19 protein-coding genes are annotated in these 20,445 nt (G+C 67.4%); 6 read left to right on the top strand and 13 right to left on the bottom strand.

Going from position 1 to position 20,445, the window contains the following annotated elements; genetic code table 11:
* Nucleotides 1-5: 5 nt before the first annotated feature.
* The 6 genes from JF542_RS21260 to JF542_RS21235 form a co-directional block, all read right to left on the bottom strand.
* Complete coding sequence (locus JF542_RS21260; protein ID WP_007796975.1) at nucleotides 6-230, bottom strand: formate dehydrogenase subunit delta; 225 nt, start codon at nucleotides 228-230, stop codon at nucleotides 6-8.
* The gene (gene fdhD, locus JF542_RS21255; RefSeq protein ID WP_207077330.1) at nucleotides 220-1,038 is read right to left on the bottom strand and encodes a formate dehydrogenase accessory sulfurtransferase FdhD; all 819 of its coding nucleotides are present in this window, start codon (nucleotides 1,036-1,038) and stop codon (nucleotides 220-222) included. Before fdhD ends, JF542_RS21260 begins: the two co-directional genes overlap by 11 nt.
* Nucleotides 1,035-3,956 carry a formate dehydrogenase subunit alpha gene (gene fdhF / locus JF542_RS21250; RefSeq protein ID WP_207077329.1) on the bottom strand — a complete coding sequence of 974 codons (2,922 nt, stop codon included), beginning with the start codon at nucleotides 3,954-3,956 and terminating at the stop codon, nucleotides 1,035-1,037. The genes fdhD and fdhF overlap by 4 nt, the downstream gene beginning before the upstream one ends.
* A 100-nt stretch (nucleotides 3,957-4,056) precedes the next feature.
* The gene (locus JF542_RS21245; RefSeq protein WP_207077328.1) at nucleotides 4,057-5,577 is read right to left on the bottom strand and encodes a formate dehydrogenase beta subunit; all 1,521 of its coding nucleotides are present in this window, start codon (nucleotides 5,575-5,577) and stop codon (nucleotides 4,057-4,059) included.
* Nucleotides 5,574-6,041: a formate dehydrogenase subunit gamma gene (locus tag JF542_RS21240; RefSeq protein ID WP_007796966.1), complete on the bottom strand. Its 468-nt coding sequence runs from the start codon at nucleotides 6,039-6,041 to the stop codon at nucleotides 5,574-5,576. Before JF542_RS21240 ends, JF542_RS21245 begins: the two co-directional genes overlap by 4 nt.
* A 93-nt stretch (nucleotides 6,042-6,134) precedes the next feature.
* Nucleotides 6,135-7,025 carry a LysR family transcriptional regulator gene (locus JF542_RS21235; protein ID WP_207077327.1) on the bottom strand — a complete coding sequence of 297 codons (891 nt, stop codon included), beginning with the start codon at nucleotides 7,023-7,025 and terminating at the stop codon, nucleotides 6,135-6,137.
* Nucleotides 7,026-7,264: 239 nt separating this feature from the next.
* On the opposite strand from JF542_RS21235, the gene JF542_RS21230 reads away from it, so the two are divergent.
* Genes JF542_RS21230 through JF542_RS21205 form a run of 6 tightly spaced genes read left to right on the top strand, consistent with a single transcriptional unit; the run spans nucleotide 7,265 to nucleotide 13,302 of the window.
* Nucleotides 7,265-10,150, top strand: coding sequence for a monovalent cation/H+ antiporter subunit A (locus JF542_RS21230; protein ID WP_207077326.1), 2,886 nt, complete (start codon nucleotides 7,265-7,267; stop codon nucleotides 10,148-10,150).
* A 1-nt stretch (nucleotide 10,151) separates the two neighbouring features.
* Nucleotides 10,152-10,499, top strand: coding sequence for a Na+/H+ antiporter subunit C (locus JF542_RS21225; RefSeq protein WP_007796956.1), 348 nt, complete (start codon nucleotides 10,152-10,154; stop codon nucleotides 10,497-10,499).
* Nucleotides 10,496-12,139, top strand: coding sequence for a monovalent cation/H+ antiporter subunit D (locus tag JF542_RS21220; RefSeq protein WP_007796953.1), 1,644 nt, complete (start codon nucleotides 10,496-10,498; stop codon nucleotides 12,137-12,139). Before JF542_RS21225 ends, JF542_RS21220 begins: the two co-directional genes overlap by 4 nt.
* 2 nt (nucleotides 12,140-12,141) lie before the next feature.
* A complete protein-coding gene (locus JF542_RS21215) occupies nucleotides 12,142-12,633 on the top strand; it encodes a Na+/H+ antiporter subunit E (protein ID WP_007796950.1) in 492 nt (163 codons plus the stop codon).
* Nucleotides 12,633-12,902, top strand: coding sequence for a K+/H+ antiporter subunit F (locus JF542_RS21210; RefSeq protein WP_040545258.1), 270 nt, complete (start codon nucleotides 12,633-12,635; stop codon nucleotides 12,900-12,902). The genes JF542_RS21215 and JF542_RS21210 overlap by 1 nt, the downstream gene beginning before the upstream one ends.
* A 10-nt stretch (nucleotides 12,903-12,912) precedes the next feature.
* Nucleotides 12,913-13,302, top strand: coding sequence for a Na+/H+ antiporter subunit G (locus JF542_RS21205; protein WP_007796946.1), 390 nt, complete (start codon nucleotides 12,913-12,915; stop codon nucleotides 13,300-13,302).
* 21 nt (nucleotides 13,303-13,323) lie between these two features.
* On the opposite strand, the gene JF542_RS21200 is transcribed toward JF542_RS21205, so the two are convergent.
* The 7 genes from JF542_RS21200 to JF542_RS21170 all read right to left on the bottom strand — a co-directional run bounded on the left by JF542_RS21200 (nucleotide 13,324) and on the right by JF542_RS21170 (nucleotide 20,421).
* Nucleotides 13,324-13,824: a SixA phosphatase family protein gene (locus JF542_RS21200; protein ID WP_207077325.1), complete on the bottom strand. Its 501-nt coding sequence runs from the start codon at nucleotides 13,822-13,824 to the stop codon at nucleotides 13,324-13,326.
* A complete protein-coding gene (locus JF542_RS21195; RefSeq protein ID WP_207077324.1) occupies nucleotides 13,821-14,504 on the bottom strand; it encodes a ferredoxin in 684 nt (227 codons plus the stop codon). Before JF542_RS21195 ends, JF542_RS21200 begins: the two co-directional genes overlap by 4 nt.
* Nucleotides 14,501-15,394, bottom strand: a complete 894-nt coding sequence (gene argB / locus JF542_RS21190; protein WP_007796939.1) for an acetylglutamate kinase — start codon at nucleotides 15,392-15,394, stop codon at nucleotides 14,501-14,503. The genes JF542_RS21195 and argB overlap by 4 nt, the downstream gene beginning before the upstream one ends.
* Nucleotides 15,395-15,528: 134 nt before the next feature.
* Nucleotides 15,529-16,182 carry a ribosome biogenesis GTP-binding protein YihA/YsxC gene (gene yihA / locus JF542_RS21185; protein WP_207077323.1) on the bottom strand — a complete coding sequence of 218 codons (654 nt, stop codon included), beginning with the start codon at nucleotides 16,180-16,182 and terminating at the stop codon, nucleotides 15,529-15,531.
* On the bottom strand, nucleotides 16,179-16,919 hold the full coding sequence (locus JF542_RS21180; protein ID WP_207077322.1) for an MOSC domain-containing protein: 741 nt from the start codon (nucleotides 16,917-16,919) through the stop codon (nucleotides 16,179-16,181). Before JF542_RS21180 ends, yihA begins: the two co-directional genes overlap by 4 nt.
* A complete protein-coding gene (gene yidC, locus JF542_RS21175; RefSeq protein ID WP_207077321.1) occupies nucleotides 16,916-18,751 on the bottom strand; it encodes a membrane protein insertase YidC in 1,836 nt (611 codons plus the stop codon). Before yidC ends, JF542_RS21180 begins: the two co-directional genes overlap by 4 nt.
* Before the next feature lie 122 nt (nucleotides 18,752-18,873).
* Nucleotides 18,874-20,421, bottom strand: a complete 1,548-nt coding sequence (locus JF542_RS21170) for a GGDEF domain-containing phosphodiesterase (RefSeq protein WP_207077320.1) — start codon at nucleotides 20,419-20,421, stop codon at nucleotides 18,874-18,876.
* Nucleotides 20,422-20,445: the final 24 nt, after the last annotated feature.

Below are 20,445 nucleotides of genomic sequence, written 5' to 3'. Positions count from 1 at the left end.
CCGGATCAAGCTTTCTCGGCCGGCACCCGGATTTCCGGCACCGCCGCGATGACCAGCTCGTGCAAGCCCGCGCCGCCGGCCTCGACATGGTCGAGCAGTTGCGCGCGCATCCGGGGCTCCCAGAAATCGTTGATGTGGGTCGCCACGCCGGTGGCGCCGTCATCGCCCGGCTGGGTGGCGAAGAAGGTGGCGATCTGGTTGGCCATCATGACCATCTTTTCAGGCGACATGGGATGCTCCATCGACGATGCGCTCGGGCGCGGCGTAAAGATCGAAGCCGCCACCACGGGCAAAGGCGGCCAGCGTGAGGTGGGCGTCCTCGGCCATGCTCAGCGCCAGCGCGGTGGGGGCGGAGACGGCGATCAGGATCGGGCAGCGGGCCAGCACGGTCTTCTGCACCATGTCCACCGAGACGCGGCTGGTCAGCACCACCGCGCCCTCAGAGGCGTCCATGTCCTGCCGCGCCAGCGCGCCGATCAGCTTGTCGAGCGCGTTGTGCCGCCCAACATCCTCGCGCGCCATGACGATGCCCTTGCCCGGTAGCAGGAAGCCTGCTGCGTGCACCGCCCGGGTCTGATCGTGCAGCGGCTGGTGGCCGCGCAGCGCGTCGGTGGCGCGCGCCACCTCGGCTCGGGTAAGGCACGGGCCACCCTCGGGCAGCCGGGGCAGGGGGCGCAGCGCCTGATCGAGGCTGTCGATTCCGCAGAGCCCGCATCCCGTCGGCCCCATCATGCTGCGCTGACGCTCCCTGAGGTCGCGCCCGGGCGCCTCATGCAGCCAGAACCGCGCCTCGATGCCGCGCGCGTGGGTCACCGCCTCGAACTCGGCCACCTCGCCGGGGTGGGCGATGATGCCCTCGCTCAGCGCGAAACCATAGGCGAAATCGGCGATCTCCGCCGGGGTTGCCATCATCACCGCCTGCGTGGTGCCGTCGAACACCATCGCCACCGGCACCTCCTCTGGCAGGGAGCGCACGACCGAGCGCGTCCCCTCGCGATGCACCGCCACCCCGGGCCTGCTGGCGCTCAGCCGGCTCATTCCGCCGCCGGAAGGATGCGCCGCGAGCGCTCGGCCTGCGCGGCGTAATCCTCTTGCCAGTCGGTCGGGCCGTTGCTGGGCGAGACCTGCACCGCGGTCACCTTGTATTCCGGGCAGTTGGTCGCCCAGTCGGAATAGTCGGTGGTGACCACGTTGGCCTGCGTGTCGGGGTGGTGGAAGGTGGTATAGACCACGCCCGGGCTCATCTTGTCGGTGACCGACGCCTTCAGCGTCGTCTCGCCCGAGCGGCTGGCGAGCTTGATCCAGTCGCCATCCTTGAGACCGCGGTTCTCGGCATCGTGGGGATGGATCTCGAGCAGGTCCTGCTCGTGCCAGACGCTGTTCGAGGTGCGCCGGGTCTGCGCGCCCACGTTGTACTGCGACAGGATCCGCCCGGTGGTGAGCAGCAGCGGGAAGCGTGGGCCCGAGCGCTCGGCGGTGGCCACGTACTCGGTGACGATGAACCGCCCCTTGCCGCGCATGAAGCCATCCACGTGCATCATCGGCGTGCCCTCGGGGTGCTCCTCGTTGCAGGGCCACTGCACCGAGCCCTTCTGCTCGAGCAGGTCGTAGGTCACGTTGGCAAAGCTCGGCGTGGTGGCGGCGATCTCGGCCATGATCTGCTCGGGGTGGGTATAGGCCCAGCCCGCGCCCATGGCGTTGGCGAGCATCTGGGTCACCTCCCAGTCCTCGTAGCCGTTCTTGGGCGCCATCACCTTGCGCACGCGGTTGATGCGGCGCTCGGCATTGGTGAAGGTGCCGTTCTTCTCGAGGAAGGACGAGCCGGGCAGGAAGACATGGGCGTAGTTCGCGGTCTCGTTGAGGAAGAGGTCATGCACGATGACACACTCCATCGCGGCAAGCCCCGCCGCCACGTGGCGGGTGTCGGGATCCGATTGCAGGATGTCCTCGCCCTGGCAGTAAAGCCCCTTGAAGGTGCCCTCGACCGCGGCGTCGAGCATGTTGGGAATGCGCAGGCCGGGCTCGGGGTCGATCTCCACGCCCCAGGCGTCTTCGAAAACCTTGCGGACCTCGGGCAGTTTGACGTGCCGATAGCCCGGCAGTTCGTGCGGGAAGGAGCCCATGTCGCACGAGCCCTGCACGTTGTTCTGGCCGCGCAGCGGGTTCACGCCCACGCCCTCGCGGCCGATATTGCCGGTCATCATGGCGAGGTTGGCCAGCGCCATCACGGTGGTCGAGCCCTGGCTGTGCTCGGTCACGCCCAGCCCGTAATAGATCGCCCCGTTGCCGCCCGTGGCAAAGAGCCGTGCCGCCGCCCGCAGCTCCTGCGCGTTGACACCGGTGAGCAGCGCGGTGGATTCCGGCGCATGACGCTTGTCCGACACGAACTCGGCGAAGGCCTGAAACTCGTCCCAGTCGCAGCGCTCGCGGATGAAGGCCTCGTCATAGAGCCCTTCGGTGACGATCACGTGCCCCAGCGCGGTGACCACGGCCACGTTGGTGCCCGGGGTCAGCGGCAGGTGATGCGCGGCTTCAATGTGGGCCGACTTCACCATGTCGATGCGGCGCGGGTCGATGACGATGAGCTTGGCGCCCTCGCGCAGCCGCTTCTTCAGCCGCGAGGCAAAGACCGGGTGGCCGTCGGTCGGGTTGGCGCCGATGACCAGCGCCACGTCCACCTTCTCGACGCTGTCGAAATCCTGCGTGCCGGCAGAGGTGCCGAAGGTCTGGCCCAGCCCGTAGCCGGTGGGCGAATGGCAGACCCGCGCACAGGTGTCGGTGTTGTTGTTGAGGAACACCGCCCGCGTGAGCTTCTGCACGAGGTAGGTCTCCTCGTTGGTGCAGCGGCTCGAGGTGATGACGCCGAGGCTGCGGCGGCCGTATTTTTCACGGATGCCGGTCATGCGCTGGGCGGCAAAGGCAAGCGCCTCTGGCCAGCTCACCTCGCGCCACGGCTCGTCGATGCTGTCGCGGATCATCGGGTTGAGGATGCGGTCGGGGTGCTCGGCATAGCCGTAGGCGAAGCGGCCCTTGACGCAGGAATGCCCGCGATTGGCCTTGCCGTGCTTCCACGGCGTCATGCGCACCAGCTGGTCGCCGTTGAGCTCGGCCTTGAACGAACAGCCGACGCCGCAATAGGCGCAGGTGGTGACGACCTCGCGGTCGGGCGTGCCAAGCTCGGCGACGCTCTTCTCCTGCAGCGTGGCGGTGGGGCAGGCCTGCACGCAGGCGCCGCAACTGACGCAATCGGAGCTGAGGAAATCGTCGCCAGAGGCCCCGGCCGAGACCCGGCTCTCGAAGCCGCGCCCCTCGATGGTCAGCGCGAAGGTGCCCTGCACCTCCTCGCAGGCCCGCACGCAGCGCGAGCAGACGATGCACTTGGAGGGATCGTAGGTGAAATACGGGTTGCTCTCGTCCTTCGGCAGGTAGCGCGGGTTGGCCTCGCCCTCGGGCATGCGCAGCCGCGCCTCGGCCTGGCTGCGGGCGCCGGTGCCGGAGGGGTCGTAATGGTTCTCGCCGGGCGTGTAGCGCATGTCGCGCAGACCGACCATGCCGGCCATGTCCTGCAACTCGCAATCGCCGTTGGCGGCGCAGGTCAGGCAGTCGAGCGGGTGATCCGAGACATAGAGCTCCATCACCCCCTTGCGGATCTTCTTTACCTTGGAGGACTGGGTGTGCACTTTCATCCCGGCATGCACCGGCGTGGTGCAGGAGGCCGGCGTGCCGCGCCGCCCCTCGATCTCCACCACGCAGAGCCGGCAGGAGCCGAAGGCCTCCACGGAGTCGGTCGCGCAGAGCTTCGGAACCTTGATCCCGGCCTCCATCGCGGCGCGCATCACCGAGGTCCCCGCGGGGACGGTGACGTCGATTCCGTCGATGGTCAGATGCACCGGCTTGCCCGCCTTTGCGGGCGTGCCCATGTCCCGGTCGTCCCAGGGAATGATGAAGTCCTTCATCTCAACGCCTCCCGCATCTTCTTTGGTTCATAAATACCTCGGGGGGTTCGGGGGGCTGGCCCCCCGACCGGTCGGCTCGCCGAAGGCGAGGCGAAACCCCTCATTCCGCCGCTTCCCGGACCGCCCCGAATTCCTCGGGGAACAGGCGCAGCGCCGACATCACGGGGTAGGGCGTGAAGCCCCCCAGCGCACAGAGCGAGCCGTCCTGCATGGTCTCGCAGAGATCGGTCAGCAGCGGGATCGCGTCAGCATCGCCGGCGGCGATGCGGTCGAGCGTCTCGACACCGCGCACCGCGCCGATGCGGCAGGGCGTGCACTTGCCGCAGCTCTCCACGGCGCAGAACTCCATGGCGAAGCGCGCCATGCCCAGCATGTCGGCGCTGTCGTCAAACACCACGAGGCCCGCATGGCCGATCAGCGCGCCCTGTCCGTCGAACTCCTCGTAGCCGAAAGGCGTGTCGAACTGGTCCGGGCTCAGGTAGGCGCCCAGAGGCCCGCCGACCTGCACCGCCTTGACCGCGCGGCCCGAGGCGGTGCCGCCGCCCAGATCCTCGACGATCTGGCCGAGGCTCATGCCGAAGGCGGTCTCGAACAGCCCGCCGTGTCGCACGTTGCCGGCGATCTGCAGCGGGATCGTGCCCTTCGAGCGTCCGAGGCCGAAATTGGCGTAGTGCTCGGCGCCCTTCTCGAAGATCACCGGCACGGTGGCCAGCGAAATCACGTTGTTGACCACGGTGGGCTTGCCGAAGGCGCCCTCGAGCGCCGGCAGCGGCGGCTTGGCGCGGACCACGCCGCGCTTGCCCTCGAGCGAGTTCAGCAGCGAGGTCTCCTCGCCGCAGACATAAGCCCCGGCGCCGACGCGCACCTCCATGTCGAAGGCATGCCCCGAGCCCAGCACATCCGCGCCCAGCACACCGGCGGCGCGGGCGATCTCGATGGCGCGGCTCAGCACCGCGATGGCGTCGGGATATTCCGAGCGCAGGTAGACGAAGCCCTTCTCGGCGTGGCAGCCGAGGCCGGCGATGGCCATGCCCTCGATCAGGCAGAACGGGTCGCCCTCCATGATCATGCGGTCGGCGAAGGTGCCGCTGTCGCCCTCGTCGGCGTTGCAGACGATGTACTTGCGGTCCGCATGGGCCATGCGCACCGTGTCCCACTTGATGCCGGTGGGGAAGCCCGCGCCCCCGCGGCCTCGCAGGCCCGAGAGCTTGACCTCGTCGATGATCGCCTCGGCCGTCATGCCGATGGCGCGACGCAGGCCCGCAAGGCCGCCATGCGCCTCGTACTGTTCCAGCGACAGCGGATCGGTGAGACCGCAGCGGGCAAAGGTCAGGCGCGTCTGGCGCTTCATCCAGTCGAGCTCATCGGTCAGGCCGAGCGCTTTCTCGTGACCGTCCTCGAACAGTGCCGAGACATCCGCCGGGGTCATCGGGCCAAAGGCCATGCGGCCCTCCGGCGTCTCGACCTCGACCAGCGGCTCGAGCCAGATCATCCCGCGCGAGCCGTTGCGCGCGATCTCGACCTCGATGCCGCGCTTGTCCGCCTCGGCGCGGATCGCCGCGACCACGGCTTCGGCACCAAGCGCCTTGGCGGCGCTGTCCATGGGAACCCAGATCTTCATGCGGCGCCCTCCAGCTCGGCGTCGATGCGGGCGGCGTCGGCGCGCCCGATGAGCCGGTCTCCGATCATCGCCGCCGGTGCGCAGGCACAGAGCCCAAGGCAATAGACCGCCTCGACGGTCACCCGCCCGTCTGCCGTGGTGCCGCCCCAGCCGATGCCGAGCTTCTCGAGAACCGCATCGGAAAGCGCGCCCGCGCCCATCGACTGGCAGGCCTCGGCGCGGCAGATCTTGACCACGTGACGCCCGGCGGGAGCCTTGCGGAAATCGTGGTAGAACGACATCACGCCATGCACCTCGGCCTGCGTCAGGTTCAGCGTCTCGGCGATCAGCGGCAGTGCCGCCTCGGGCACATGGCCATAGGCCTCCTGAATGGCGTGCAGGATCGGCAGCAGAGGCCCTTCGAGCGGCATCTGCGCGTCGATCAGGGCCTGCAAATCTTCCGATGTCGGGTGCGAGTGGCGCATTCGGGCTTCTCCTCCCTTGGATTTCTCCGGTTTTGCCAGATGCACGATTGGTGAATCAATATCGCTGTTCCGTCGAATGATAGGCTATCACTATCAAGCCGAGGGTCGTGTCAGGCCCTCGGCTTCGTCGAGAAGCGCTTGCAGAACGGGGGTATAGGGCTCCTGGTGCGGCGCGATGAGGCCAACGGCGGGCGCCGCGCCCTCGCTCTTGAGCGGCACCACCGCCAGCGGCTTGCCCTCGCAGAGAAACCGGGCGAGGTCATCGGGCAGGATCGTGACCCAGTCGCCGTGCAGCACGTTGGCGACCAGCACCACCGTCGAGTTCGATTCGATCAGCGCTGCCGGGCCGATGCCGGCTTCCATGAAATGGCGGTTGATGATGCGGCGGTTCTGCATGTCGGGCGTCAGCAGGCAGAGCCGCGCCGCGCCAAGCGCGTCCCAGCCGATCGCGCCACCCTGCGCGAAAGGATGATCGGGGCGGCAGATCAGGGTGTAGCTTTCCTGATAGAGCGGGCGGCTGGTGACCCGTCCCAGCGGCTCGTTGTCGAGATAGGTGATGCCGACGTCGATCTCGAGATCATCAAGCAACGACAGGATCTCGGCCGAAGCGCGCGACAGCACGGTGAAGCTCACGTTCGGATGGCGCGCGGTGAAGCCGGTAACGAGCCTCGAGGCCCATGTCAGCGCGGTGGGGATCACCGCCAGCCGCAGGTGACCGGCCAGCCCCTCGCGAGAGGCGCGCATCTCGTCGCGCAGCCGCCGCGTGTCGCCGACGATCTGCCGGGCGCGGATCAATGCGCGCTGACCCTCGGGCGTCAGCCCGCCGAAGCGCGAGCCGCGGCTGACGAGCTTGACGCCGAGCTGCTCCTCAAGCTGGCGGATGCCGGTGGAGAGCGACGGCTGGGTGATGCCCAGGCTTTCGGCGGCGCGGCCAAAGTGCTGCTCGCGGGCAAGGGCGATGAGCATCTCGAGCTTGGCGATCATGTTTTTCTATCGAAAAGGCGCATGACGATACCCTGCAGCAAATGGACGAGGCGGGCAATCACGGAGGGGTGTGGTTCGTCAAGCGAAACAATCGCCAAAACTGGCCCCTGCAAGGGGCGATTTTTGTGCGCAAATATTGAATAGTGGGAAAGAATACCTACTAAAAGTACGACAATAAACGCGAACGCAAACCGTCATCGGCCCGCAGAGGCCCCGGCGGAGAAGACGAAGGAACAGGGATGGTTTCAGGCAGCGGACTTTTGGCCGTGATGGTGATATTGCCCTTTATCGGTGCCTTGGTGCCGGGGCTTATGATCCGTGCGGGGCGCGATGCATGCGCCATGTTCACCGCGGTTCCGACCATTCTGGCGCTGGTCTTCCTTGGCGTTCTCGCGCCCGAGGTCATGGCGGGCGGCACCGTCAGCGCCAAGATCGAGTGGCTGCCGGCGCTTGGCCTGAACGCCAATTTCTTCCTCGACGGGCTGGGGCTGCTGTTTGCCGGGATGATCCTCGGCATGGGTCTGCTGATCACGCTCTACGCCCGGTTCTACCTCTCGGGCGACGACCCGATGGGGCAGTTCTACACCTATCTGCTGCTGTTTCAGGGCGCGATGCTCGGTATTTCGGTGTCGGACAACATCCTGCTGCTGCTGGTGTTCTGGGAGCTGACCTCGCTGTCGTCCTTCCTGCTGATCGGCTACTGGAAGCACCTGCCCGAGGGGCGTCAAGGTGCCCGCATGGCGCTCACCGTGACCGGGGCAGGGGGGCTTGCGATGATCGCGGGGATGCTGATCCTCGGCAATATCGTCGGCAGCTATGATCTTTCGGTGATCCTGCAGCACGGGGACGAGATCCGTGCCTCGGAATACTACCTTCCGGCGCTGATCCTGATCCTGCTCGGCGCGTTCACCAAGTCGGCGCAGTTCCCGTTCCATTTCTGGCTGCCGCACGCGATGGCGGCGCCGACTCCGGTGTCGGCCTACCTGCACTCGGCCACGATGGTGAAGGCCGGCGTGTTCCTGATGGCCCGCATGTGGCCGGCGCTCGCCGGTACCGACGAGTGGTTCTACATCGTCTCGACCGTGGGCCTGATCACCATGGTGATCGGCGCGCTGATCGCGCTCTTCAAGGACGACCTCAAGGCGCTGCTGGCGTTCTCGACGGTCAGCCATCTCGGCCTGCTGACCATGCTGCTGGGGCTTGGCACCAAGCTTGCGGCGGTGGTGGCGGTGTTCCACATCATCAACCACCTGACCTTCAAGGCGGCGTTGTTCATGAGCGCGGGCATCGTCGATCACGAGACCCACACCCGCGACATCAAGCGCCTTGGCGGGCTCGCCAGCCTGATGCCTGCCACGGCGCTGATCGCCGTTGTGGCGGCGCTGTCGATGGCGGGCATCCCGCCGCTCAACGGCTTCATGTCGAAGGAGATGATGCTCGAGGAAGTGGCGCATACCGACTGGTGGGGCGGCAAATGGCCGATCATCATCCTCGCCACAACCGGCGCGCTGTTCTCGGTGGCCTATTCCTTCCGCTTCATCGGCCACACCTTCTTTGGCCCGGTGCGCGACGACTACCCGCATCACCCGCATGATCCGCCCACCGGGATGCTGCTGGCGCCGGGCTTCCTCGCGGTGCTGGTGGTGGCCATCGGTCTCGCGCCGTCGCTGATCGCCGGCCCGATCGTGGCGGCGGCGAGCACGGCGGTGATCGGCGGCGGTGAGCTGCCGTACTATTCGCTCAAGCTCTGGCACGGGGTGAACCCGGCGCTGTTCATGTCGATCGTCGCGGTGATCGGCGGCGCCTTCCTGCTCTGGCTGCATCGCCCGCTCGACAAGGCCTGGATCCGCGCGCCGCGCCCCGAGGCCAAGGCGATGTTCGACCGGGTTGTTGCACGCACCGTTCTGGGCGCGCGCTGGCTGGTGGAAAGCACCCATAACGGTGCCATCTCGCGCTATCTCGCGATCTTCGTGGTGGCGACGGTGTTGCTGGGCTTCGCGGCCTTCCGGGGTGGCGGGCTGCCGGCGCAGACCCGCGAGATGCTCCCCGTCCCGCCGCTGGTCGGCGTGGGGTTCGTGCTGACCATGCTGGCAACGCTGGCCACGGTCTTTGCCCATCGCAACCGTTTCCGCACCCTGATCCTTGTGAGCGTGGTCGGGCTCATGGTCTCTGCGGGCTTCGTCTATCTCTCGGCGCCGGATCTCGCGCTGACGCAGATCTCGGTCGACACGGTGACGGTGATGCTGATGCTCTTGGCGCTGCACTTCCTGCCCAAGTACACGCCGCTCGAGAGCCCGCTTTCGATGCGCATCCGCGACGGCGTCATCGCCGTCATCGCGGGGGCGGCGGTCGCGGCGCTGGCCTACAGCTTCCTGCTGACCGACGTGAGCTCGATCTCGGACTACCACCTCGCCAATTCCTACAAGGGCGGCGGCGGCACCAACGTGGTGAACGTGATCCTCGTCGACTTCCGGGGCTACGACACCTATGGCGAGATCGTGGTGCTCGGCATCGCGGGCCTGACGCTCTACGCGCTGATGGAGGCGCTGCTCAACGGGCCGGCCTCGCGCCGACTGCGCAACTGGACCTTCCCGCCGGACCGTTCACGCGACCGGCACCCGCTGATGATGGTGGTGGCGACAAGGGTGATGATGCCCATTGCGGCGCTGGTCGGGGTCTACATCTTCCTGCGCGGCCACAACATGCCCGGCGGCGGCTTCGTCTCGGGGCTGGTGATTTCGATCGCGCTTCTGATGCAGTACATGGCCTCGGGCTTCGCCTGGACGCAGGAGCGCAAGCGTTTCGAGTATCACGCGATGATCGGCTGGGGCGTGATCATCGCCGGGCTGACCGGTGCGGGGGCCTGGCTTGCCGGGGCGCCGTTCCTGACCAGTGCCTTCGGCTATTTCACCATCCCGCCCTTCGAGGAGTTCGAGCTGGCCACTGCCATGCTGTTCGATCTCGGCGTATTCCTGACGGTGCTCGGGGCGGTGATGCTGATGCTCTATAGCCTGTCGCGGATGGCGCGCTATGCCGGCGAGACGGTGAACCTCGAGCCGATGGACTACGACCCGTCGCGGCGCGTCGATGCCGCGATCGAGGCCGACAAGAAGGACGACGCATAACATGGAACTTGTCGTGGCAACCACGATTGGCGGCCTGACCGCCGCAGGGGTCTACCTGATCCTGCGGCTGCGGGCCTTCCCCGTCATCCTCGGACTGACGCTGCTGACCTATGCGGTCAACGTCTTCGTCTTCGCCACCGGTCGTCTGGCCGTGGGTGTGCCGCCGGTCCTCAACGACGCCGCCTCGGCCTATACCGATCCGCTGCCGCAGGCGCTGGTGCTGACGGCGATCGTGATCTCCTTCGGCATGACCGCGGTGCTGGTGCTGATCGCACTGGGCGCGGCGCTGGAATCCGGCGATGACCGAGTCGACCTCTCCGAGGACGCGAACGGGGAGGGTGACACGTGAATCACTGGATCATCGCCCCCGTGGTGCTGCCGGCGCTTCTCGCGCCGATCATCGCCTTCGTCATGCGGCACGACATCACCCTGCAGCGCGCCGCCTCGCTGGCCGGAGCGGTGATGCTGACCGCCATCGCCGCCGGGCTGTTCATGCTTTCGGCCGATGGCAGCGTGCATGTCTACCGCCTTGGCGCCTGGCCCGCGCCCTTTGGCATCGTGCTGGTGCTCGACCGGCTGTCGGCGCTGCTGATCCTGCTGACCTCTGTGCTGGGGCTGATCGTGCTGATGCACTCCGCCGCCAGCGGCTGGGACACGCGGGGCCGCCATTTCCACGCCCTGATGCAGTTCCAGCTGATGGGCATCTGCGGTGCCTTCCTGACTGGCGACGCCTTCAACCTCTTCGTGCTGTTCGAGATCCTGCTCATCGCCTCCTACGGGCTGGCGATCCACAGCGGCGGCAAGGCGCGGCTGAAATCCGGCCTGCAATACGTGATCATGAACCTCGCCGGCTCGAGCCTGTTTTTGATCGCGCTCGGCACGCTTTACGCCACCACCGGCACGCTCAACATCGCCGACCTATCGGTGAAGGTGCGCGAGATCCCGGTCGAGGAGGCGGCGCTGGTGCGGGTGGCGGCGATGCTGCTGATGATCGTCTTCGCGGTGAAGGCGGCGATGTTCCCGGTGCAGTTCTGGCTGCCGGGCACCTATGCCAATGCTCCTGCTCCGGTGGCGGCGCTGTTCGCGATCATGACCAAGGTCGGCGCCTATGCCATCCTGCGCATGCACACCGTGGTCTTCGGGCCTGATGCCGACGCCATCGGCAGCCTGTCGCAGGACTGGCTGCTGCCGGCGGCGCTGATCACCGTGGCCATCGGTGGCTTCGGCGTGCTAGGGTCGCGGCGGCTGATGCCGCTCATCGCCTTCGCGGTGCTGGGCTCGACCGGCACGCTGATGCTGGCGGTCTCGGCCTTCACGCCCTATGCCGCCACTGCGGCGCTCTATTACCTGCTGCACTCGACCATGGCGACCGCGGCGCTGTTCCTCGTGGCCGATCTGCTGCTGGCCCGGCGCGAGAGCGGCGACCTGCTCAAGGCGGCGCCGGCGACGGTTCAGAACGGCTTCCTCGCGGCGCTGTTCTTCGCCGCCGCCATCGGCATCGCCGGGATGCCGCCGCTGAGCGGCTTTCTCGGCAAGCTTCTGGTGCTCGATGCGCTCCGGGTGTCGGACTACACGTGGCTGGTCTGGGCCGTGGTGCTGGTGGGCTCGCTGCTGACCATCGTGGGCTTCGCCCGCGCCGGCAGCCTGCTGTTCTGGAAATCGACCTCGGCGGAATTCGCCGCGCCGGAGCCCGAGCCGGAGGAAGAGCGCCCGCCCGCCAACACCATCGGCCCGATGCTGGCCGCGCCGAGCATCCTTGCGCTGGCTTCGCTGGCGGCGCTGACGATCTTTGCCGGGCCGGTGTCGCGCCACATGGAGGCCACCGCAGAGCAGCTCTTCGATCCCAGCGCCTATGTGACCGCGGTGCTGGTCGACCAGGAGGGCACCAAGGACCCGTCGTCCAAGTCATCCTATGACGATGAGACTGAAGCGGGGGCCTATGACGAGGATGGCGCCGAGACCGGCGCGGCGTCTGAGGAGGGCTACTGACCATGTTGCGACGCGTCTTTCCGCACCCGATCCTGTCACTGACGCTGGTGATCGTCTGGCTCATGCTGGTCAACAAGGTCACGCCGGGCAACCTGTTCCTCGGCGTGGTGTTCGGCATCGTCATCCCGGTGATGACCGCGCCCTACTGGCCCAACCGCCCGGCCTTGCGCGCACCGCTGATGGCCGCCGAATATGCGCTCGTGGTGCTCTGGGACATCATCGTGGCCAATTTCGAGGTCGCTGCGATCGTGCTCTTCAAGCGCCACGACAAGATCCGCTCGCAATGGGTCGTCGTGCCGCTCGAGCTGCGTTCGCCCGAGGCAATCACCGTTCTCGCGGGCACCATCACAATGACGCCGGGCACCGTCTCGGCGACACTGGCCGCCGACGGCGGCAGCCTGCTGGTGCACGCGCTCGACACCGATGACCCGGACGCGGTCCGGGATGAGATCAAGACCCGCTACGAGCGCCGCCTGATGGAGATCTTCCGATGATCGTCACCTACGCCCTGATCTTCGCCTTCGCCTGTTTCGGCTTCGGCCTGCTCTCGACCATGTGGCGCATGCTGGTGGGGCCGACCCAGGCCGACCGCATCCTTGCCCTCGACACCATGGTGATCAACTTCATCGCGCTGATCGTGCTCTACGGCATCTGGCAGGGCACCGCGCTCTACTTCGAGGCCTCGATGCTGATCGCCATGGTCGGCTTCGTCTCAACCGTCGCCTTGTGCCGCTTCGTGCTGCGCGGCGACATCATCGAGTGAGGAGGATCCGATGGATCAAGACCTGTCCCTGCTGGCCGAGCTTCTGGTGGCCTTCTTTCTCGTTGTCGGCGGCTTCTTCGCTCTGGTGGGCTCGATTGGCCTGATCCGGCTGAAGGACACCATGCAGCGTCTGCACGCGCCGACCAAGGCGACCACCGTGGGAGTCGGCGGTGCGCTGATCAGCTCGATGCTCTATTTCCTGCTGATCGAGAACCAGCTGTCGTTTCACGAACTGCTGATCACGCTGTTCCTGTTCCTGACCGCGCCGATCACCGCGAATTTCATCGCCAAGACCTACATGCAGGACAAGATCCGCCGCAAGGACCTGCCGGAGTCGGGGCGCGAGTACGGCTGGGCGCTTTACGATCACCCGCCCGAGATGACCGACGAGAGCAAGTGAGGCCGTTTCGGCCCCGCTTGTTCAGGCCTCGCTTTCTTCGAGCAGTTCGCGCGGGATGACAAAGCCCGTCGCGGTGCCGGTGCCGGGTTCGAGCGCTGACCAGTCGTCGATCTCGAAATCGGCCACCAATGTCGCGCCCGTCGGGTAGTCGGCAAAGCGGGGATGGCGCGGCGGAGTGGCCATCAGCTCGTCGGCGAACTCGGCGATGCCGGGGTTGTGGCCGACCATGATCACCGTGTCGCCTTCGGCCTCGGAAAGGCATTTGAGCATCGCCACAGGGCCGGCGTGGTAGAGCCGGTCCTCGTAGCGCGTCCTGACCTCCAGATCGAGCAGGGCGAGGGTTTCGCGGGTGCGCGAGGCGCTCGAACAGAGCGCCTGATCCGGGGCCAGTCCCTGCGCGCGCAGCCAGTTCCCGAGCGCCTTGGCGCTGTTGCGGCCGCGCTTGTTGAGCGGACGCTGATGATCTGCACCGCCGGTCGACCAGTCCGACTTTGCATGTCGCATGAGGATCAGTCGTTTCATGCGCTCTCTCCCTTGTTGTCGTCCCAGTTTCCCATGAAGGCGGCCATGTGAAAAGCCGCCTGTTGGTCCTGCCTTTGAAGGTTTTGCGACAGCGGGCAGTCGCGGCGGGCGCGGCAGCCTCGCGTCCGGCAGCTCTGACCCTCCGCGCTGTGCAGAAAGCGCTGGCAGGCGGGCACGTCGTAGGGTGCGCCGGTGCCGAGCGCACCGACCGGGCAGGCGGTGGTGCAGGGACGGGTGGCGCAGGTCTCACAAGGGGAGGGGCTGGCGGCCGGGAGGGGCAGACGCTCGGGCAGGGCGATGGCGCCGCGATAGCTGATCATCAGCCCGACCTCCGCGTGCGCAGAAAGCCCGATGGGCGAGGGGAAGGCCTGTCCGCTGCGCTCGGCCCAACGCAGGAAGGGCGGCCAGGGCGGCCCGTCCGATGGCAGCACCGCTGTGCCGCCGAAGCGCTGCGCCAGCCCGCCCAGAACCCGTGCCGACCATCGGTCAAGCGGGTCTGGCCGACCGTCCTCGTACTCGGGCGAGGCCTCGAACAGAGTCCAGAGGCCCGGCTCGTCGGGCCCAATCAGCACCAGCGTGCCAGTGCCCTCGGGGGCGTGATCGTCGGGCAGGGGGTGAAACGCCCCGCGCAGGGCGAGGCCGCAGGCGCGGGCGGCGCCGGACAGCGCCGCGAGGCTCACTCGCGCTCGCGCACCGGTGGCAGGTCGGCCGAGCGGATCAGCGAGCCGGCACCGTGCTCGGTGAAAAGCTCCAGCAGGCAGGCATTGGGCACCCGACCGTCGAGGATCACCACCGCGCGCACGCCTTCCTCGATCGCCTTCAGCGCGGTCTCGGTCTTGGGGATCATGCCGCCGGCGATGGTGCCATCGGCGGTCATCGCGCGCACGTCCTCGGGGGTCATGGCGGTGACGACCTCGCCGCTGGCGTTCTTGACGCCCGAGACGTCGGTGAGCAGCAGCAGCCGGTCGGCCTTGAGAGCGCCGGCAATGGCGCCGGCGGCGGTGTCGCCGTTGACGTTGTAGGTCTCGGTGACCTCGGTGCCGGTGGCCACCGGAGCGACAACCGGGATGATCCCGGCGTCGAAGAGGTCGCGCAACACCTGCACGTTCATCTCGATCGGGCGACCGACAAAGCCCAGTTCGGGATCGTCGGGTTCGCAGACGATGAGATCGTCATCCTTGCCCGAGAGGCCCACCGCACGGCCGCCCTCGTCCATGATGGCCTGCACGATGCGCTTGTTGACGAGCCCGGTGAGCACCATCTCGACCACCTCGACGGTGGCCTTGTCGGTGACCCGCTTTCCGCGCACGAAGCGGCTCTCGATGTTGAGCCGCTTGAGCATGTCGTTGATCATCGGACCGCCGCCATGCACGACCACCGGGTTCACGCCGACCTGCCGCATCAGCACGATGTCCCGGGCGAACTCGGCCATGGCCTCGTCGTCGCCCATGGCGTTTCCGCCGAATTTCACCACAACCACGGCGCCGGTATAGCGCTGCATGTAGGGGAGGGCTTCGTTGAGCGTGCGGGCTGTGGCGATCCAGTCTCGGTTCATCTTTTGCTGCTTCATGTCTAGAAGGCATCCTTCCGATGCGGTCGATTTGCCTTCCTGTGTCCGGGATGACCGCGCGGGACGCAAGATTTTTCGTACGAAAAATCTCTGGGCGCGGCGGGCGGGCAAAAACTCTTCTGCGAAGAGTTTTCTCAGTCGAGCCCTGCGATGATGGCGCGCAGAAGGGCGATGCCGTCGCCTTTCTCGGAACTGGTCAGGACCAGCTCGGGAAACGCTGCCGGATGCTTGGCGAGCTTTTCGCGCACCTGGGCCAGAACCTTTTCGCGGTCCTTTTCCTTGACCTTGTCGGCCTTGGTCAGCACCGCCTGGAAGGTCACCGCCGAGCGGTCGAGCAGGGTCATGATCTCCTCGTCGACCGGTTTGACGCCGTGGCGCGCGTCGATCAGCACGAAGGCCCGTCGCAGCGAGACCCTCCCCGAGAGATACTGCTTGAGCAACCGCTGCCACTTTTCGACCACTGCCACCGGTGCGTTGGCAAAGCCGTAACCCGGCAGGTCGACGAGATAGCGCTCCTCGCCGAGTGTGAAGAAGTTGATCTCCTGGGTGCGGCCCGGCGTGTTCGACGCCCGGGCAATCCCCTTCCGGCCGGTCAGGGCGTTGATCAGGCTCGACTTGCCGACATTGGAACGGCCGGCGAAGCAGACCTCGACCCGGTCGTCGGGGGGCAGTCCGTCCATGCCGACCACGCCCTTGAGGAAATCGACCTCGCCGGCAAACAGCTTGCGCGCGGCCTCGCGGGCGTCGTCCTCGGGCTCTTCGGCGAGCGGGAAGGGGAGCGATGTCATATCAGGGAAACCTCGTTGCCTGTGGCGATCATGCCGCCCTTCGTGACCCGCGCATAGACCCCGAAATCGCGATGCCCCCAGCCGGTGTGCAGGGCGCGCACCGGCTCGGCATCGCGCTGGCCGGTCTCGGGACTGGCCTCGGTGGCGCGGCAGCGGGTGATGCGCTCGGTGATCTCAAGCTCGACATCGCCGATGCGCAGGCGCTGGCCGATCCAGTCGAACTCGGCCCAGGGGGCAAGCCCGTCGAGGATCAGGTTGCCGCGGAAACGCGCGATCTGCAGTGGCTGGCCGATGCGCTCCTCGAGGGCGCGCAGGCTGGCAAGGCTGACGATCGACAGCTCGGCGCGGCCATTGTCCCCCATCCCTTGCGGGGGCGCGGGGACCAGCAGGCGCGGCGCCGGCGCGGTGTCCGGCCAGAGAGGGCGCACCCAGTCGATCAGCGCCGGGCCGTCGCTGCTTGGCGCGATGGCGACGTCCGGCCGGTCGGGGTGGGAGAGCGCGATGCGGCCGTCGGTCTCGGTGCGGGCCCGGACCGGGGCGAGTGCCGGGCCGCTTGCGACCACCAGGAAGTTCTTGCGCGGCAGCCAGCCGAGCTCTTCGGGGGCGGTCTCGTGGCGAAGCGCCCATGCCCGGTCTCCGGGCATGGGCGCATCCTGGTCCAGGATCACCGTCTCAAGGGGTTCGGTTCCGATCCCCTTGATCGGGTAGCGCGCGATCTGGGCGAGCCTTGCGGTCATTTGCCCTTGGCGTCGCCGTCGGCCTTGGGCTTGCGCTTGAAGCCCGAGACGATGTTGCCGAACACGTCGGGCTTGTAGCCCTGGCTACGCATGATCAGGTACTGCTGGGTGAAGGTGATCGTGTTGTTGGTGATCCAGTAGACCACGAGCCCGCTGGCGAAGCCGCCGAGCATGAACATGAAGACCCACGGCATCCAGGCAAAGATCATCTTCTGCGTCGGGTCGGCGGGCGCCGGGTTCAGCTTCTGCTGCAGCCACATCGAGATGCCGAGCAGCAGCGGCAGGATGCCGATGAACACCAGCGCCAGCGTGGTACCCGGGGCCGGGGCCGCCCAGGGCAGCAGGCCGAAGAGGTTGAACAGCGAGGTCGGATCCGGTGTCGAGAGGTCCTGGAACGGGCCGAACCAGGGCGCGTGGCGCAGCTCGAACGCCACGAAGATCACCTTGTAGAGCGAGAAGAAGATCGGGATCTGCAGCAGGATCGGCAGGCAGCCCGAGGCCGGGTTGACCTTTTCCTTCTTGTAGAGCGCCATCATCTCCTGCTGGAGCTTCTGGCGGTCGTCGCCGGCCTTCTCCTTGAGCTTCTCCATCTCCGGCTGAAGCTCTTTCATCTTCGCCATCGAGACGTAGGATTTGTAGGCCAGCGGGAACAGGATCGCCTTGATGATCAGCGTCAGGCCGATGATCGACCAACCCATGTTGCCGATCAGCAGGTGGATCTGGTGCAGCATCCAGAAGATCGGCTTGGTGAGGAAGAAGAACCAGCCCCAGTCGATCGAGTCGATGAAGCGCACGACGCCGTCATCCTCGTAGTCGCGGATGGTCTCGTATTCCTTGGCGCCGGCGAAGAGCTGGGTGGTGACCTCCTGGGTCTCGCCGGGGGCGAGGGTCATGGTCGGCAGCACCGCCTCGGTCTGGTAGATGTCGCGGCGCTCGTCATACTTGGCGGCCTGCTTGAACGGCGCGCCCTGCTGGGGGATCAGCGTGGTCATCCAGTAGTGGTCTGTAAAGCCGATCCAGCCGTTCTCGGTCACTTGCGTGACCTCGGCGCGGGCGCCTTCGCTCTGGTTCACGTCCATGTCGGGCATGTCGGAATAGCCGATCTCGGACAGCTTGCCGTCGGCAATCGCCACCACGCCCTCGTGCAGGACGAAGAAGTTCTTCAGGTCCGCGGGCTCCCCATGGCGGGCGATGATGCCGTAGGGCGCGGCCGAGACGGTGCCCTCGCCGGCATTCTCGACCGACTGGGTGACCGAGAACATGAAGTCCTCGTCGATCGAGATGGTGCGGCGGAACACGAGGCCGGCGGGGCTGTCCCAGCGCAGGGTCACGGGGCTGTCGACGCTCAGGCTGTCGCCGCTCTCGAGCTCCCACGCGGTGTTGGCGCCGGGCACGTCGTCGAGCCCGAGGCCCGAGCCCGGGGCCCAGCCGTAAAGTGCGTAATAGGGGTTGCCGCCGCCCACCGGCTCGAGGATCTGCACGTTGGGCGAGTCCTCGTCGAGGGTGACGGTGTAGTCCTTCAGGATCAGCTCGTCGATGCGACCGCCGGTGAGCGAGATCGAGCCGCCGAGGCGGTCGGTGTCGATCGCGACGCGCGGCGCGTCGACGGTTTCGGCCTGCGCGGGGGCCGCAGCGGTGTCGCCGCCGCCGGTGGTCGCGGACGGCGCGGCGGACGGCGTCGTGGCGGTGTCGCCTTCGACGGTTTCGACGGCGTTGGGGCCGGCCTGGTCCTGCAGCTGCTCTTCCGGGGGTGGGAAGAGCAGGAACCAGACGAGGATCACCACGAAGCTCAGACCGGTTGCGATGAGCAGGTTCTTGTTCTGATCGTCCATGCGAAGGCGCCGCCCTGTCCTTGGAAAAGTCACGCCGGGTTCAACAGGCAGGACCCCCAAAGGTCAAGCCGATTCCGGGTGTGGGGCGGGTTTTGTGACCAGATACGCGACGGTGCGCAGGGCTAGGCGGTGCCGGTGCTGCGCCCGATGTTCTGCGCCGCCGCGACCCGCTCGGCATAGCCGCGGGCCCAGTCGGCGAGCTGGTCGGCGGGCATCGGGCGGGCGATGCCGAAGCCCTGCACGTGGTCGCAGCCGAGCTGCGCCAGCAGCGCGTGCTCGGCCACGCTCTCGACCCCTTCGGCCACGGTCTCGAGGCCGAGCCGGTCTGCGAGGCCGAGCACGGCGGCCAGCATCCGGCGCTGTTCCTCGTCGCGGTCGACCCGGGTGACGAAGCTGCGGTCGATCTTGAGCCGGTGCACGGCAAAGCGGCGCAGCGCGGTGATCGAGGCGTGGCCGGTGCCGAAATCGTCGAGGTCGATCTGGCAGCCAAGCTGCGACAGCGCGGTGATGTTGCGGGCGACCACGCCTTCGGGCGCGTCGGCGATCACCGTTTCCAGCACCTCGACCCCGAGCCGCGAGGCGGGCAGGCCGAAGCGGTCGAGCTCCCATTTCAGGCGGGTGACCAGCCGGGGGTTGCGCAGCTCGACATCGGAAAAGTTCACGCTGACCCGGGGGATGGCGAGCCCGGTCTCGTCCCAGCGGCGCAGCGCCGAGAGGCTGTGGTCGAGCATCACCTCGCTCAGCCGATCGAGCTGGCCGGCCTCTTCGAGCGCAGTGAGAAATTCGACCGGCGGTACGATGCCGCGTTCCGGGTGCAGCCAACGCGCCAGCGCCTCGACGCCGCTGATCGCGCCGGTGGAGGTGCAGAGCTGGGGCTGGAACCACGGCCGGATCTGGCCCTTGGCCAGCGCGCGCTCGACCTCTTCGAGCAGCGTCTTGCGGGCGCGGCGCTGGACCCGCATGCTCTCGGACCAGGCACGCACCGCGGAGGGGCCGTTGGCCAGCGCCTCGGTCAGGGCGGTGGCTGCGGCATCGATCAGCTGGGCGCCGCCGGCATGGTCGCGCAGGCGCGACGAGGCGCAGAAGCCGACGGCGACCGAAAGGAAGTGCGTTCCGCCTTCGGTTTCGGCAGGTTCCTCGAGCGCGCGCTGCATGCGATTGGCCATCAGGAGCAGCGCTTCGAGGTCGAGCCGCAGCGAGGGCGAGAGCAGCACCAGGAAGCGCGAGTCGCCGATCCGCGCCACCCTGTCACCGCGGCGCAGCTGGCCGCGCAGCCGCTGCAGCAGGGTTTCCTGCAGCTCCTGCGCGACCATGTCTCCGGCACGGCGGCGGATGACGTCGAGCCCCTCGGCCTCGACCAGGAAGCAGGCGGTGCCGAGCTTTGCCCCGGCGGCGCGAGCGATCATGTGATCGGCCAGCGCGGTGGCCGTGGCCAGATCAACGAGATCGGGCAGGGGCTGGTCTGGGTCGAGCGTGCCGGGGGCATCCTGCCCGGTCAGCGCGTAGGTCAAAGGCACCCCGATGGCGATGAAGATCAGCAGGACCTCGCCCCCGATCCAGAAGCCGGCCAGTGCCAGCGCCGGCAGGAAGGCCAGCATGTGGCTGCCATGAAGCCAGCGCGCGATCCGCGCGTGGTGCCGCATCAGTGCGACCCGGAGCATCGGTCTCATGGCCAGCCTCCCTCTTGCCGTGGA

The organism is Salipiger bermudensis, assembly GCF_017309175.1.
In the GTDB taxonomy this organism is placed as follows: domain Bacteria; phylum Pseudomonadota; class Alphaproteobacteria; order Rhodobacterales; family Rhodobacteraceae; genus Salipiger; species Salipiger bermudensis.
This window is presented reverse-complemented; position numbering and strand designations above follow the sequence as displayed.